Consider the following 13440-nt stretch of genomic DNA (forward strand, 5'->3'; position numbering starts at 1 on the left):
CCGAGGACCTGTATCAGGAGGCGATCGACCCGGTTCCGCGACTCGCCTATGGCGAGCGAGGGGGAGTGGAGTGGTCCGGCGTTCAACTGCCGAGTGCGCGCTTTTGTGGGTGGATCGTCTCGCCGCGGGCGAGCAGGTCAACGAACTGGGTGATACGGCGGGCTCGGGTCTCGGCGCGTTTGGCGTTCGTGATCCGATAGAGAACGGCGTAGCGGTTTTGGGAGGTGAGGATGTCGAACATCGCTTGTGCCCGGGGTTTCGCGTCCAATGCGGCGGCCAGGTCGGCTGGTACCTCGATGCCGGCTTGTCCCGCGTAGGCCGCGTACCAGCGGCCGTCGGCCTTGGCGCATTCGGCCTCGGTCATTCCGGCCGGATGCATCCGGCCCTCGCTGATCAGACGGGTGACGAGGGAAACGTTCCGCGCTGACCAGGGACTTCGCCTTCCGCGAGGGGTGAAGCGCCGACAGAAGGTGATCTCATCGCGCCGTCGTAGCCGACCATCGATCCAGCCGTGGCACAGGGCTTCGTCGAGCGCCTGGTCATAGGTCAGGCTGGTGGGCCGGGTCGTGTTCTGCTTGGCGAGGACCAGCCACACCCCTGCCGAGCTGTCGTGGTGCCTGCTGAGCCACTCCCGCCAGGCTCGGGCATCGGTAACGGTCAGTTCTAGTAGTTCCTTGCTCATCGTCATATACCCCTGATGATCACTAAAGGGATGGTGGTCGGCGCTCACCCGAAGGTGGGAGCCCCAGGACGGGGCCTGCCGGAAGTGGCGCCGGATCGGCCGGCGGTGGAGTCGGCCGATCAGCTCCTTCGCCACGTCGCCACCGCGTCCGACGCGCGCCCACCTTCACCAGGCCTTGCCGGCCTGCTCCTGGATCGTGTGATTGATCCGGTTGAAGAAGTTGGTGATGGCGATGTTCAGGATGATCGCCGACATCTGGTTCTCGTCGAAGTAGGTGGCAGCAGTGTCCCAGATCTCGTCGGTCACGCCCGGCGCGTTGTCCTGGATCCGGGTCGCGGCCTCGGTCAGCGCGAGCGCTGCCCGCTCCTCCTCGGTGAAGAACGGGGTCTCGCGCCAGGCGATTACGTTGTGCAGCCGCTCCTCGGTCTCTCCATGCTTCTTCGCCGACTGGACGCCGGCGAACACACACGGGCTGCAGCCGTTGATCTGGCTGGCCCGCAGATGGACCAGCTCGAGCACGAGCGGGTCGACGCCACCGGCGTGAATCGCCTTGTGGAGATGCTGGATCGCGGTGATCACGTCGGGATTCGCCACGCTCTTCATGCGTGCTTCCATGGATCCTGCCCCTCATCGGTTACGTGCGCCCATCCGAGCCTGTCATTTGACGGCGCCTTGGCGGAGATCATCGTCGTCGTACTGGACTTTTCGGACCGAGGAGTTCTCGGTCATGCCGGCGACGTTACGGTATGACCCGGTCAGAAACGGTCCTGGTTATCGAGCAGACTGTCAGCCATGGTCAACACCTCGGCGCGGCTGCTGCAGTTGCTGTCTTTGCTGTCAACGCGGCAGTCCTGGACATGCGCTGTACTGGCCGCCCAGCTGGGGATCACCGAACGGACGGTTCGCCGGGACATCGCCCGGCTCCGTGAACTCGGCTACGGCATCGAATCAGAGATGGGCCCCTGGGGCGGCTACCACCTCGGACCCGGAACCAGCATCCCGCCACTGATCCTCGACGAGGAGGAAGCCCTCGCGGTCGCTGTCGGGCTGCGCACCGCCGCCCTCAGCGGAGTCTCCGGCAGCGATCAGGCAGCCCTGTCGGCGCTGCTGAAACTACGCCAGGTGCTGCCGGCCAGGATCGCCGACCGGCTCGGCGAGCTGGACGCCGCGTTCACCCACACCGCACGACCCGACGACAGCCAGATCTCACCCGCGCTGCTGCTCGACCTGGCCACCGCCTGCCGGCGAGGCGAACGCACCCAGCTGACCTACCGCGACCAGGCCGGAACAACGTCCACCCGCCGAGTAGACCCCTACCGGCTCCTCTACACCGGCCACCGCTGGTATCTCCTCGCCTACGACCTGACCCGGCAGGACTGGCGCACCTTCCGTACCGATCGCATCATCGATGCGACCGCCACCGGGCAGGCCACCGCCCTGCCCAACCCGCCAGATCCAGTACAGATGGTCAGCACGGGCATCGCGCTGAGGCCCTACCCGGTGCGGGTGACCATCCGCCTGGCCGTACCGGCCGATGAGGCCCGCAGGCTGGTACCACCCACCGTCGGCGTCCACCACCCGGACGGCGATGACGCCACGATCATCGACATCGGCGGGCCAGACGCCGACGGCCTGGCCCGCTACCTGCTCAGCCTCGGCCGACCACTCCAGATACTGCACCCAGAAGAGGTCCGCCAGGCATTCCTCACCCGCACACAACAACTCCTCAACGACAACCAGTAGCACAAACACCCGCCGATCGCTGCCACGGCCTGGACCTCGACAAGATTTCTACGGGCACGGAGCGTTCTGAGCGGGGCCTACCGCGAGCACGCCGAGGTGTCCAGGGACTGTCTATGCCGGACTTCTCGGCGCGCTCCTGGTCGGGCGTTATCACGCGTGGCTGGCCTGCACGATCACCCTCCTGGCCCGACGCCAGTTGCCCCGCAGGCTGATCCCGTTCCTGGACGACAACATGCACCGCCTCGGGCTGCTGCGCGCCGTCGGCCCGCTGTATCAGTTCCGCCACGCCGAACTGCACGATCACCTCGCCGCCTCGGCCTCCCCGCCCACGGGCAAGCCGTAGCCGCGACGACTAGCCGCGACCCCGCTCCCGCCGAGGGGGACGTGATGACCTCCGGCACGGGAAAGACCGGTCCGCCGCCCCGGAGCCGGCCGCGCCCAGAAGACACCCCCGACCGTTCCCAGCACCCGAAGACACCGGGCAGGCCCAGATCGGCGTTCAGCGACCCTCTGAGGGCTCCACCGTGCTGTCTACCCGTGCCGGGATCATGACGGAGCCGCCGGAGGTCTTCCAGCGGGCGTGCTGCGCCGTCACGCCCTGCCGGACCGGGCCGGCGGGCGGCCGTGCACCCGGATGAGTCGACGTCGGCGAGGGAGCGGGACTGGCTGGCCCGGGTCGTGGCCACCCAGCAGGCCCGCCGCAGCGAGGCGTAGCGCCGCGGCTGGCCGGCGGCGGCCGGGCGGGCACGCACGAGCGTCTGCGGGAGACGTGGGCCTCCTCCAAGACGAGTACATCGAGGGGAGGTGGCGGTTGCCGCTGCTGGGGTCTACCCCGCGACCATCGCGCGGGAATCGCCGTTCCCGGCCAAGGCGGCGTCAAGGTCTTCTTCAGTACCGAAAGAACTTCTAACAGGGCAGACTGGTCCAGGGCCATCGCGGGTTTCTCCTCTGGGTGTCACTTGGCGGTTTCACACAGAGACTCACGCGATGGCCCTCTGTCGTTGAAGGCGACGCGCCGTTCGTAGCCCGATCTACACCACCCGACGGGACGCAACCGAGTTCTCCGTTCCCCCATCAGATGGTGAGGGTTGAGGACCTGGTCTGAGGGTGGGGGAAGCAGATGACGATGCGATGGCGTTGGTGGCCGGTGCGGACCACGCTGACCTGGGCGGCGGTACGCGTGATGAGTATCGTGTGCGCGCGTCGCATCGCCGACAGAGCGTTCAAGCCGGTCGAAGCCAAAGCGGTCAGCAGCGGTCAGCCTCCGCCAGATCACCTCGTCGGACCTCGGGCAACGAGTTCCGACACCACAGGTCGGTCGATACGAGATCCGTGACCTGGCCCTCACGGTGAACACCACACTGGACCTGCTCGAGAAGGCGCTGCACCGGGAACGGCGCCTGACCGCCAATGCCTCGCACTGCTTGCGCACAGCCATCACCGCCATGCGCTTGCACATCGAAGAGGCACTGTCGCATCCGCACGACGCCGCCTGGCCTGCCACCGCGCGGAGCATCCTAGAACAGCGTCGATCGTCTCCTGACGCTCGTCAACGACCTGCTGTAGCTGACTCGCATCGACACCGGCCAGACATACGCGAGGGCACCCGTTGATCTGAGCGAACTGGCCAGCCGAGAACGATCGCCGCATCCCGTGCAGGCGGCCCAACACCGCTCTCGATCATCTTCGCGGGCGGGCGCGTCACACCGTTGGCCGCGGCGGCGCGGGGGTGGCCTGCAGGTAGGCCAGGACCGCCATCACCCTGCGGTTGTGGTCGTCGGACGGGGGCAGGCCCAGCTTGGCGAAGATGTTGTTGGTGTGCTTGCCGATCGCCTTGTCGGTGACCCCCAAACGGGCGGCGATGGCCAGGTTGGACAGCCCCTCTGCCATCAGTTCGAGCACCTCGCGCTCTCGCTGTGTCAGCGTGGCCAGCGGTTCGCCGCGGCCGTGCCGGGTCAGAAGCTGGGCGACGACCTGCGGGTCCATCGCGGTGCCGCCCGCGGCCACCTGGCGTACGGCCTCCACGAACCGGTCCACGTCGCCCACCCGGTCCTTCAGCAGGTAGCCGACCCCGCCGGAGCGGTCGGACAGCAGTTCTCTGGCGTAGAGCTGCTCGACGTACTGGGAGAGGATCAGCACGGGCAGGCCCGGGACGCGACGCCGCGCCTCCAGGGCGGCGCGCAGGCCCTCGTCGGTGAAGCCGGGCGGCAGCCGTACGTCGATCACTGCCACGTCCGGGCGCTGCTCGACCAGGGCCCGCAGCAGCATGGGACCGTTGTCGACCGCCTCCACGACGGTGCAGCCGTTCGCCGTGAGCAGGCGGACCAGCCCGTCCCTCAGGAGTGCGAGATCTTCGGCGATGACAACGCGCACGGAATCTCCATGATCAGTTCGGTGGGGCCGCCCAGCGGACTGCTCAGGGTGAGCGAACCGTCGAAGACGGACAGGCGGTTCTCGATGCCGCGCAGGCCGGTACCCGCGTCGCGGCGGGCGCCGCCCCGCCCGTCGTCGCCCACGGTCAGGCGCAGTACGCCGACGGTGTGCCGCAACCGTACCCAGGCGCGGGAGGCGCCGCTGTGCCGGGTCACGTTCGTGAGGGCCTCGGCGGCGGCGAAGTACACGGCGGACTCGACCGGCGGCTGCGGGCGGCCTGGCAGGTCGAAATCGAGCGCGACCGGCACGGGACACAGCAGCGCGGACGCCTCGATCGCGCCGGTCAGGCCGCGGTCGGCCAGCACCGGGGGGTGGATACCGCGTACGAGGTCGCGCAGGTCGGTCAGGGCCTGACCGGCGATCTCACGCGCCTCGTCGATCACCTGCAGCCTCTCGTCGGGGTCGCCGCAGCTGCGCGCGAGTGCCAGGTGCATGCGAATGGCGATCAGCTTGGCCTGGGCTCCATCGTGCAGGTCGCGCTCGATGCGGCGCAGCTCGGCCGCACGCGCGTCCACCACGGCGGCCCGTGACGCGGTCAGCTCCCGGATCCGGGTGTCCGCGGCCCGGGCGGGGTCCAGCAGCAGCCGGGCCAAGCGGGCCTGCCCGGTACGAAACAGCGCGACCGACAGCAGGATGACCGCGGCGATGGCCACGATGGACATGCTCATGGCGAAGGTGTTCAGCGTGCTGGTGTCCATCGGGCGCATCCGGAAGAAGACGTAGTCGAGGGCGGTGAGCATCGCGCACGTCGCCACCAGCGGAGCCGGGCCCGCGACGCTGTGCACCGCCAGCCAGAGCAGCGTCCGCCGGGTGCCGGGCCCGGCCGGAGGAGACACACCGCCGTCCGCGCCCCCTTCCCGGCTCAGCACCCGGTTCGCCCAGCGGCGCTGGAAGGCGGCCAGACGGCGGGCGAGCCCGAGTACGCGGGCCGGCGGCGCCACCCGCGAGCCGGTCACGGGTGCCAGGGCGGCGCCCACCGCCACCGGCACCAACAGCGCGAGCGCGGCCAGCCCGGTGACGGCGTTCAGCCCAAGGTCCCGCAGCCCGGCCGCCATGCTCAGCGTTCGGCCCGCCGGCCGTCGCCCGGCCTTGCCCGTGGCGCCGCCCGGCGCGGGTCGTGTCCACCTCACATAGTGCAGTCTGCCCTGCCGCCGCACCTGCGGGGGTGGGGCCAGCCCCACCCTCGCAGGTGGGAAATGCCTACCCGCCCGGTGGGCAGAGCCCCATGGAGGCCCGCTGTCGCGGCCAGCAGGCTGATCACGACACCTGAAGTCCGAGTCCCGTCAACAGGGGGAAGTTGTGATCGAAGTGCGGGCCCTGACCATGCGGTACGGCCGCACGGTCGCCGTGGACGACCTGACCTTCACGGTGAAACCGGGCCTGGTGACCGGATTCCTCGGCCCGAACGGCGCCGGAAAGTCCACGACCATGCGGGCCGTGCTCGGGCTGGAGAGCCCTGCGGCGGGAGAGGCCCTGGTGGGCGGGCGCGCGTACGTGTCGCTGCGCCGCCCCCTGCGCACGATGGGCGCGCTGCTGGATGCCGGGGCGGTGCACGGGGGCCGCAGCGCCCGCGCCCACCTCGCCTGGCTGGCCCGCAGCAACGGCATCGGCGCCGATCGGGTCGCAGCGGTGCTGGAGCAGGTCGGCCTGGCCGGCGTCGCGGATCGGCGGATCGGCGGGTTCTCGCTGGGCATGAAGCAGCGGCTGGGCATCGCGGCGGCGCTGCTCGGCGACCCGGCGGTGCTGATGCTGGACGAGCCGCTCAACGGCCTGGACCCGGAGGGCATCCGCTGGCTGCGCCACCTGCTGCGCACGCTCGCAGGCGAGGGCCGTACCGTGCTGCTGTCCAGCCACCTGATGAACGAGCTGGCGCTCACCGCCGACCACGTGCTCATCATCGGGCGGGGCCGGCTGATCGCCGACACCTCCATGGACGCCCTGGCCGGATGCTTTCAGGGCGACGTGCTCGTCCGAACGCCTGATCCCGGGCGGCTCACCTCCGTCCTGCGTGGCCACGGCGCGAAGGTGACGGACGGGGACGACGGCGCCCTGTCCGTGCGGGACCTGGCCGCGGCCGAGATCGGCGCGCTGGCGCTGGCGGCGGGAATCGCGCTGGCCGAGCTGTCTCCGCGCGGCGCGTCGCTGGAGGAGGCGTTCATGCGGCTCACCGGGGACAGCACCGAGTACCGGACCGCGCAGGAGGCCGCGCGATGATCGACGTGATCGCTTCGGAGTGGCTGAAGCTGCGCTCGCTCCGCTCGAACTTCTACCTGCTGGCCTGCTCGGTGGCGGCCGTCGGCGCCTGCGCCGGCATCGCGTTCATGATCGGCCGCGGTTTCGGCAACCAGACGGCGGACGAGAGACTGGCCTTCCCCACCAACGGCGACGGCATCGGCAACGGCATCGCGGTCGCCTACTTCGTCCTCGCCGTGCTGGGCGCCCTGACGATCACCTCCGAGTACGGCACCAAGATGATCCGGACGAGTCTGGTCGCGGTGCCGCGCCGGCAGGTGCTGCTGCTGGCCAAGGTGCCGGGGCTGGCCGCGGTCACGCTGGTGGCGGGCCAGGTGCTGGCCTTCGCCATGCACGCCGCCTCCATGGCGGTGCTCGGCGACCGTGCCGGGCAGCTGCTGCGCGGCGGGGTGACGCTGGGCACGTCGTTGTCGCAGCCGGGCGTGCTCGCCTCGGTGATCGCCGCCGGGCTGTCGATGACCGCGGTCGCGCTGATCGGGCTCGGGGTGGGGGCCGCCGTCCGGTCCACCCCCGGTGCGCTGGTCGTGCTGACGGTGATCATCGTGGTGCTGCCGGTGGTGGCCAAGACGCTGCCCATGCCGCTGCGCGCGCAGGCCGGCTCGTTCATGATCGAGAACCTGCCGCTGCAGATCGCGGGCACCGGCGGCGGCAACCTGCCGCCCGCCGTGGCGGCGGGACTGCTTTTCGGGTACGTGGCCGCCGCGCTGACGGCGGGCGCCACGGTGATCGCTCCATCCGGACGCCGAATCCAAGCGCTGGCGATCGGCGCGGCAGTGGCCGTCGTCGTCCCGGCGGTGCCCGTGGCCGCTTCGCCTGGCGCCGGTCCCCCGGCGCTGGCCTGGGCCGACTGCACGGACCAGGACCTGGTCAAGGAGATGCGCTGCGCCCCGATCACCGTGCCCCTGAACTGGGCGGAGCCGTCCGGGCGGAAGATCGAGCTGACCGTCGGCCTGCTGCCGGCCACCGGCGCCCAGCGCCGGATCGGCACGGTGTTCGCGATCCCGGGCGGGCCGGGCGGCTCCGGCGTGGCGGCCCTGAGCACGAGCGCGGACAGCTTCGCCGAGCTGCGCGCCCGGTTCGACGTGGTCAGCGTCGAACCCCGCAACACCATCGACAAGGGCGTGCTGCCCTACGACTGCCTCGTCTCCGGCCCCTGGATCACCTGGCCCGACACCCGCGCGGAGTACGCCGAGCTGGGCAGGCGTAACCGGGCGGCGGCCGAGCGGTGCCGCGGCGCCGACCCCGAGTTCTTCGACCACATGGACTCGGCCTCCGTGGCGCGGGACATGGAGGCGATCCGCGCCGCGCTGGGCGAGGAGCAGCTGAGCTTCGTCGCCAACTCCTACGGCGGCAGGCCCGGGATCGACTACTCCCGGCTGTTCCCGGGCCGGGTGCGCGCGATGGTGTTCGACGGCTCCGTCGACCCGTGGGTGGATCGCGCGCACGGCAGGCTGGCTCATGAGGAGGCCTTCACACGCTTCGCCGCCTGGTGCGCGGCCGATACCGCCTGCGCGCTGCACGGCCAGGACGTCGGCGAGGTCTGGCGTGCCCTGGTGGCGCGGGCCGACCGTGACCCGGTGCCCGTCAGAAGCGGCTCGCCGCGTGTCGCCTACACCGGGTTCGACATCAAGGAGGCTGCCGCCCCCAGCGTCATCCAACCGGGCCCCGCGCCCGAGTACCCCCGCTGGACGCAGCTCGCCGACGCGATCGCCCGAGCCGCCGACGGTGACGCCTCGGGGTTCGCCGACTATGTCCGGCAGAGCACGAAGAGCCTGAAGGTTCCCTCGTTCGTCGGGATGAACATGACCCACTGCCTGGACGGCCTCGGCTTCCGAGACTACGGGGAGTACCAGGACAAGCGACGCGAGGGCGAGCGTCTACTGCCGAACCTCGCCGGGACCGAGCTGTGGCATTCGCTCGGCTGCGTCGGCTGGCCGGTCTCCGCCACCAACCCGCCCGCGCCGCTGCCTGCCAAGGAGCTGCCGCCCTACCTGGGCGTCGGCTCCCTCACGGACTTCGACCAAGCGGCGGGCATCGTGCGGTACGTCCCCGGCTCGGGCGCGATCCAGTACCGGGGGAACGGGCACGGCCTCTACAACTCCGGCAACTCCTGCATAATCGCCCACGTCAACCGCTATCTCATCAGCCTTGACCTGCCTCCGGCCGGCGCGGTGTGCCCCCCGGCCGGGCCCTGATCCCGGAAATGGTGAGCTGCGGCGGGGACCTCGCCGAGGCGGGCCGGGACGGGGCACCGTTCGGACAGGAACAGTGGCGCTCAAGCGATGGCCGCCTACCGGTAAGCCCTACCGGGTCAGCTGTCCCGCCCGCTGAAAGGAACGCCCCGAGCCCGGCCAACTGCATGCGGCTCGGCTGACAGAGAATTCGCATTACCTGTCACACCCGGCCCGCGCGGGCCGCGTCCGCCCAGCCCACCGCTCGCCTCCGCCAGGCCGACTCGGTAGCGTTATCTGTCACATCAGCCCCGTGGAGGCACGGTCATGCCGGTCGTTGCCTTCCCCAGCGGGTCCTCCGGCCACCCCCGGTAGCGAGCGGGCCGGCGGACAGACCGTCGCCGGAGCCGTCGAGACGTTCCTCCACTCTCTCGACACCGCCACCACTCGCCTCGGGTACGGCCGGATAACGCCGGAACTTCCTGGCCATTAGTCAGGGTCTGGCGCACTTGGCGGGAAGTGATCACGCAGTGCGACCTTCGGGAGCCGCGGGGCCCGATGGCCTTGTGGGAGTAGATCGCGATCTTGTAACTCGCCGTGGATGAACACGGCCGCCCTGTCACGATCTGGATCGCCAAGATCAGCATCATGAAGAGCGGCCGTGGAGGTCATTGTGCTGCGCGAGCTCGCCGACAGGGAAGCCAAATCACCGGAGCTCACACTGAGCGAGAGCCGTGACGTTCTCAGCACGGGCCCCGATGCCGTACTCGTTCCAGGCGGTGACGCCGATGAAGGACAGCGCGCTGATGTCCAGCAGCGCGAGATCGGCGGGGATCTCATCGCCGTAGCGGGCGACGATGTCGTCGCAGGCCTGATCAACTGCGTCGTCGCACAGTTCTGGGATCCACTTCACCGCGCGGAACGCTTTCGCATCCCGTCGGCGTCGGTATTTTTCCTCATTCAGGGTGATTTTCGGCCATCGGCTGGAGCATACCGGCCGTTCCCCGAGGTGCTACCCGACCGGGCCCGAGGCGCGGAAGGTGCGCCGGTACGCCGATGGCGCCACGCCGGCCTCCGCTGCCAGGTGCCGCCGCAGGGAGGTGGCGGTGGCGAAGCCGACCTCGTGGGCGACCCGCTCCACCGGCAGGTCGCTGGACTCCAGCAGATGCCGCGCCCGCCGCAGCCGCTGCTGGGTCAGCCAGCGGCCGGGGCTCATCCCGGTCTCCTGCCGGAAGCGCCGGGCGAAGGTGCGGGTGCTCATCGCCGCGTGCGCGGCCAGCTCCTCCAGCGACAGGGGCAGTTCCAGCCGCTGCAACGCCCAGTCGCGGGTCGGCCCTGTGCCGGTCTCGCTCGCCGGTGGCAGCGGCCGTTCGATGTACTGGGCCTGACCGCCGTCCCGGTACGAGGGCACGACGCAGGACCTGGCGACCTGGTTGGCCACCTCCGTGCCGTGGTCCTGGCGTACCAGGTGCAGGCAGACGTCCACTCCGCTCGCCGCCCCCGCCGAGGTCAGCACGTCGCCGTCGTCCACGAACAGCACCCCGGCATCCAGCTCGACCTGCGGAAACAGCTCCTGGAAGACGTCGGTGAGCGCCCAGTGGGTGGTGGCCCGCCGCCCCTCCAGGAGACCGGCGGCGGCCAGCAGGAAGGCGCCGGTGCAGATGGACACCAGGCGGGTGCCGGGACGTACGCGGGCCAGGGCGGCCAGGGCCCGCGGGTCGGGGGACAGAGCCGAGTCGCGGGAGAGCGCGTACGGCGGGATGACCACGGTGTCCGCCTCGGCCAGCACCTCGGGGCCGTGGGCGGGGGTGATGACGAAATCGGAGTCGGTGCGTACGGGCTGCCCGTCCACGCTCGCGCTCACCACCTCGTAGCGGCCGCTGGCGGAACCCAGGACGCGGTGCGGAATGCCCAGCTCGAAGGGGTAGACGCCATCGAGGGCGAGGACGACGACCTTGTGGGAGGACATGGCAAGAATGTATCGGAGGATGACCTTCTTGCCATCGCCCGGGGCATGACCGTACGGCCAGGATCGAGGCATGACTTTGACGAACGTTCCGAAGATGCTTGCCTTGCACCAGACCGAACTCGGCGGACCGGAGGTGTTGCGGCTGACCGAGCTGCCACGGCCCGTGCCTCGCGTCGGGGAGGTCCTGGTCGCGGTGCACGCCGCCGGACTCAACCCCACGGACTTCAAGCACCGCGCCCGGCGCATCTTCCTGCCGCCCCCGCCGCTGACCCTCGGCTGGGACGTCTCCGGCACCGTGGTCGAGACGGGCCCGGGCGTCACCCTTTTCCAGCCCGGTGACGAGGTGTTCGGCATGTTGCCCTACCCGCACGGGGCCGGCTCCCACGCCGAGTACGTGACCGGCCCCGCCCGCGCCTTCGCCGCCAAGCCCGCCGGGATCGACCACGTGCACGCCGCCGCCCTGCCACTGGCCGCGCTCACCACCTGGCAGGCCCTCGCCGAGACCGCGGGTCTGCGGGAAGGGCAGCGGGTGCTGATCCACGCAGCGGCGGGCGGGGTGGGGCATCTCGCCGTACAGATCGCCAAGGAGCGCGGCGCCCACGTCACCGGTACGGCCAGCGCCCCCAAACACGACTTCCTGCGCGAACTCGGCGCGGATGCCTGCATCGACCACCGCACCGAGGACTTCACCGACACCGGCGAGCGCTACGACGTCGTCCTCGACGCCCTCGGCGGGGAGACCGCCACCCGCTCCGTGGACGTGCTCCGCCCCGGCGGCGTCCTCGTCTCCCTGGTGCCGGGCGCCGAGGACACCCCGGCAGCGGCGGAGAAGGCGCGGGTCCGCGCCATCGTCATGATCGTCGAGCACGACCAGGCCGGCATGCGCGCCATCGCCGACCTCGTCGAACGCGGCAGGCTCCGCGCCCACGTCTCCGGCACCTTCCCCCTCGCGGAAGGCGCACGGGCCCACGAACTGGGGGAGACGGGACGTACCACCGGCAAACTGGTGCTCACCGTGCGCTGAGGTGCTCGCGGACTTCTCGATCGCCTCGCAGGACCCTCCCGGGATCCTTCCCCTTCGCGCTGACCACCGGCGACGTCCTGCGAGGCGCCGTCATCCACACCGGCCTCGAGGCCAAGTGGACCGGCACCTCGCCGCGATGCTCGCTGTCGTAGCCGGACGTCGCGTAGCCGATGAGGCGGACTCCGTCGCGTCGACGAATCGTCTCGGCGATCACCCGGATGTACGAGGTCTGTGCATGGCGCTGCGGATCGCTACTCTCTGTCATATCCGCATTGTGTCGTGGCCATTGGTCACGCGATCCCATTTCCGCGGCGTACCGCAGATCATCGGACCGAACAGGTCGGGACGCGCGAGTCGCGAGCGGGTAGAGCACACTGACTTCCCAGGCCAGGGCCTATATGGCGACTGATGCCACGCTGGTTAACGGCACCCCTGGTTGCGTGCCGTCAGCACGACGCCCGCCGTCCTTGCCCGGGGGCGTCATGATCCTCACCTGACGAGTGCCAGCGGGTTAGGACGGTCGTGGTGGCTGGGCACGCAGATGCTGTGCCTTGCTGGCACGATGATCGCGATGATAGGTCCGCAGCACTTCTGCCTGCCGCACCCACAACTCCTGCGGAGCCGACGGATCGGCCGGCAGCAAGGACAACAACGCCTCGGGGGAAGCTGCCGCGGCAGCGGCTGGCCTGCGCCTGTTGAATGCCACGGCCGAAGCCAACCACGAAGCGGTGCTGCCCGCGACTGAAATCACGCCAAAGCCGCTCTCGGCCGCCGTTCGCCTGCACGAACGTGGACCGAGGCCGGGAAGGCTTCAGGGCGGCTTCCGCCGCGCTCGTGAGGCCATTGCCGGACACCGTCATCACGTGTCCCCGCCGCAGCGCGAAGGAAGCCCGGCGCGCCTCGCGAGCACGGCGCCTCCCCCGCGCAACCACCCCCATCGACGCCGGCTCCGTGGCCGCGGAGGCCACGGAGCCGGCACCTCGATCCATGCAGACGGCACGGCCATGGTGGCCGTCCAGAGCCGGCCAGGCGGATGCTGGGTTACGACAGCGCCGCGTTCGAGCTCCTAACTGGACCACCCTCTCGCGCCGCCCACGTGTGGCTGCGCGAGGCGGCCGTCCAGGTGGGCCGGGAACAGGCGAGCGCCCAGGCCTGCTCACGTACG

General features: G+C 70.4%; 11 protein-coding genes. 5 read left to right on the forward strand and 6 right to left on the reverse strand.

Annotation, left to right across the window (positions count from 1 at the left end; genetic code table 11):
- Positions 1-82: 82 nt before the first annotated feature.
- The gene (locus tag HD597_RS65985) at positions 83-817 is read right to left on the reverse strand and encodes a YdeI/OmpD-associated family protein (protein WP_253745703.1); all 735 of its coding nucleotides are present in this window, start codon (positions 815-817) and stop codon (positions 83-85) included.
- 30 nt (positions 818-847) lie between these two features.
- A complete protein-coding gene (locus tag HD597_RS27295) occupies positions 848-1297 on the reverse strand; it encodes a carboxymuconolactone decarboxylase family protein (protein ID WP_253745704.1) in 450 nt (149 codons plus the stop codon).
- Positions 1298-1474: 177 nt separating this feature from the next.
- Here HD597_RS27295 and HD597_RS27300 point away from each other — a divergent pair, with 177 nt between their 5' ends.
- Both HD597_RS27300 and HD597_RS27305 read left to right on the forward strand, forming a co-directional pair.
- Positions 1475-2425, forward strand: a complete 951-nt coding sequence (locus tag HD597_RS27300; RefSeq protein WP_253745705.1) for a helix-turn-helix transcriptional regulator — start codon at positions 1475-1477, stop codon at positions 2423-2425.
- A gap of 196 nt (positions 2426-2621) precedes the next feature.
- Positions 2622-2768 carry a hypothetical protein gene (locus tag HD597_RS27305; RefSeq protein ID WP_253745706.1) on the forward strand — a complete coding sequence of 49 codons (147 nt, stop codon included), beginning with the start codon at positions 2622-2624 and terminating at the stop codon, positions 2766-2768.
- A 1358-nt stretch (positions 2769-4126) separates the two neighbouring features.
- Here HD597_RS27305 and HD597_RS27310 read toward each other — a convergent pair.
- Entirely contained in the window at positions 4127-4798 is a 672-nt protein-coding gene (locus tag HD597_RS27310) for a response regulator transcription factor (protein WP_253745707.1), read from the reverse strand.
- Positions 4762-5988, reverse strand: a complete 1227-nt coding sequence (locus HD597_RS27315; RefSeq protein ID WP_253745708.1) for a sensor histidine kinase — start codon at positions 5986-5988, stop codon at positions 4762-4764. Before HD597_RS27315 ends, HD597_RS27310 begins: the two co-directional genes overlap by 37 nt.
- A 169-nt stretch (positions 5989-6157) precedes the next feature.
- On the opposite strand from HD597_RS27315, the gene HD597_RS27320 reads away from it, so the two are divergent.
- Positions 6158-7072 carry an ABC transporter ATP-binding protein gene (locus tag HD597_RS27320; protein WP_253745709.1) on the forward strand — a complete coding sequence of 305 codons (915 nt, stop codon included), beginning with the start codon at positions 6158-6160 and terminating at the stop codon, positions 7070-7072.
- On the forward strand, positions 7069-9306 hold the full coding sequence (locus HD597_RS27325; protein ID WP_253745710.1) for an alpha/beta fold hydrolase: 2238 nt from the start codon (positions 7069-7071) through the stop codon (positions 9304-9306). The genes HD597_RS27320 and HD597_RS27325 overlap by 4 nt, the downstream gene beginning before the upstream one ends.
- 682 nt (positions 9307-9988) lie before the next feature.
- Here HD597_RS27325 and HD597_RS27330 read toward each other — a convergent pair.
- Positions 9989-10195 carry a hypothetical protein gene (locus HD597_RS27330; RefSeq protein WP_253745711.1) on the reverse strand — a complete coding sequence of 69 codons (207 nt, stop codon included), beginning with the start codon at positions 10193-10195 and terminating at the stop codon, positions 9989-9991.
- Positions 10196-10294: 99 nt separating this feature from the next.
- Positions 10295-11251: a GlxA family transcriptional regulator gene (locus HD597_RS27335; RefSeq protein WP_253745712.1), complete on the reverse strand. Its 957-nt coding sequence runs from the start codon at positions 11249-11251 to the stop codon at positions 10295-10297.
- A gap of 94 nt (positions 11252-11345) precedes the next feature.
- On the opposite strand from HD597_RS27335, the gene HD597_RS27340 reads away from it, so the two are divergent.
- Positions 11346-12275, forward strand: a complete 930-nt coding sequence (locus HD597_RS27340; RefSeq protein WP_253745713.1) for an NADP-dependent oxidoreductase — start codon at positions 11346-11348, stop codon at positions 12273-12275.
- The last annotated feature ends 1165 nt before the right edge of the window (positions 12276-13440 follow it).

Origin of the sequence: Nonomuraea thailandensis (assembly GCF_024172165.1) — a bacterium.
In the GTDB taxonomy this organism is placed as follows: domain Bacteria; phylum Actinomycetota; class Actinomycetes; order Streptosporangiales; family Streptosporangiaceae; genus Nonomuraea; species Nonomuraea thailandensis.

Excerpts from the sequence above, each read along its gene's own strand:
- HD597_RS27295 (WP_253745704.1), bottom strand. The coding sequence starts at position 1,297 with ATGGAAGCACGCATGAAGAGCGTGGCGAATCCCGACGTGATCACCGCG.
- HD597_RS27300 (WP_253745705.1), top strand. The coding sequence starts at position 1,475 with ATGGTCAACACCTCGGCGCGGCTGCTGCAGTTGCTGTCTTTGCTGTCA.
- HD597_RS27325 (WP_253745710.1), top strand. The coding sequence starts at position 7,069 with ATGATCGACGTGATCGCTTCGGAGTGGCTGAAGCTGCGCTCGCTCCGC.
- HD597_RS27335 (WP_253745712.1), bottom strand. The coding sequence starts at position 11,251 with ATGTCCTCCCACAAGGTCGTCGTCCTCGCCCTCGATGGCGTCTACCCC.
- HD597_RS27340 (WP_253745713.1), top strand. The coding sequence starts at position 11,346 with ATGCTTGCCTTGCACCAGACCGAACTCGGCGGACCGGAGGTGTTGCGG.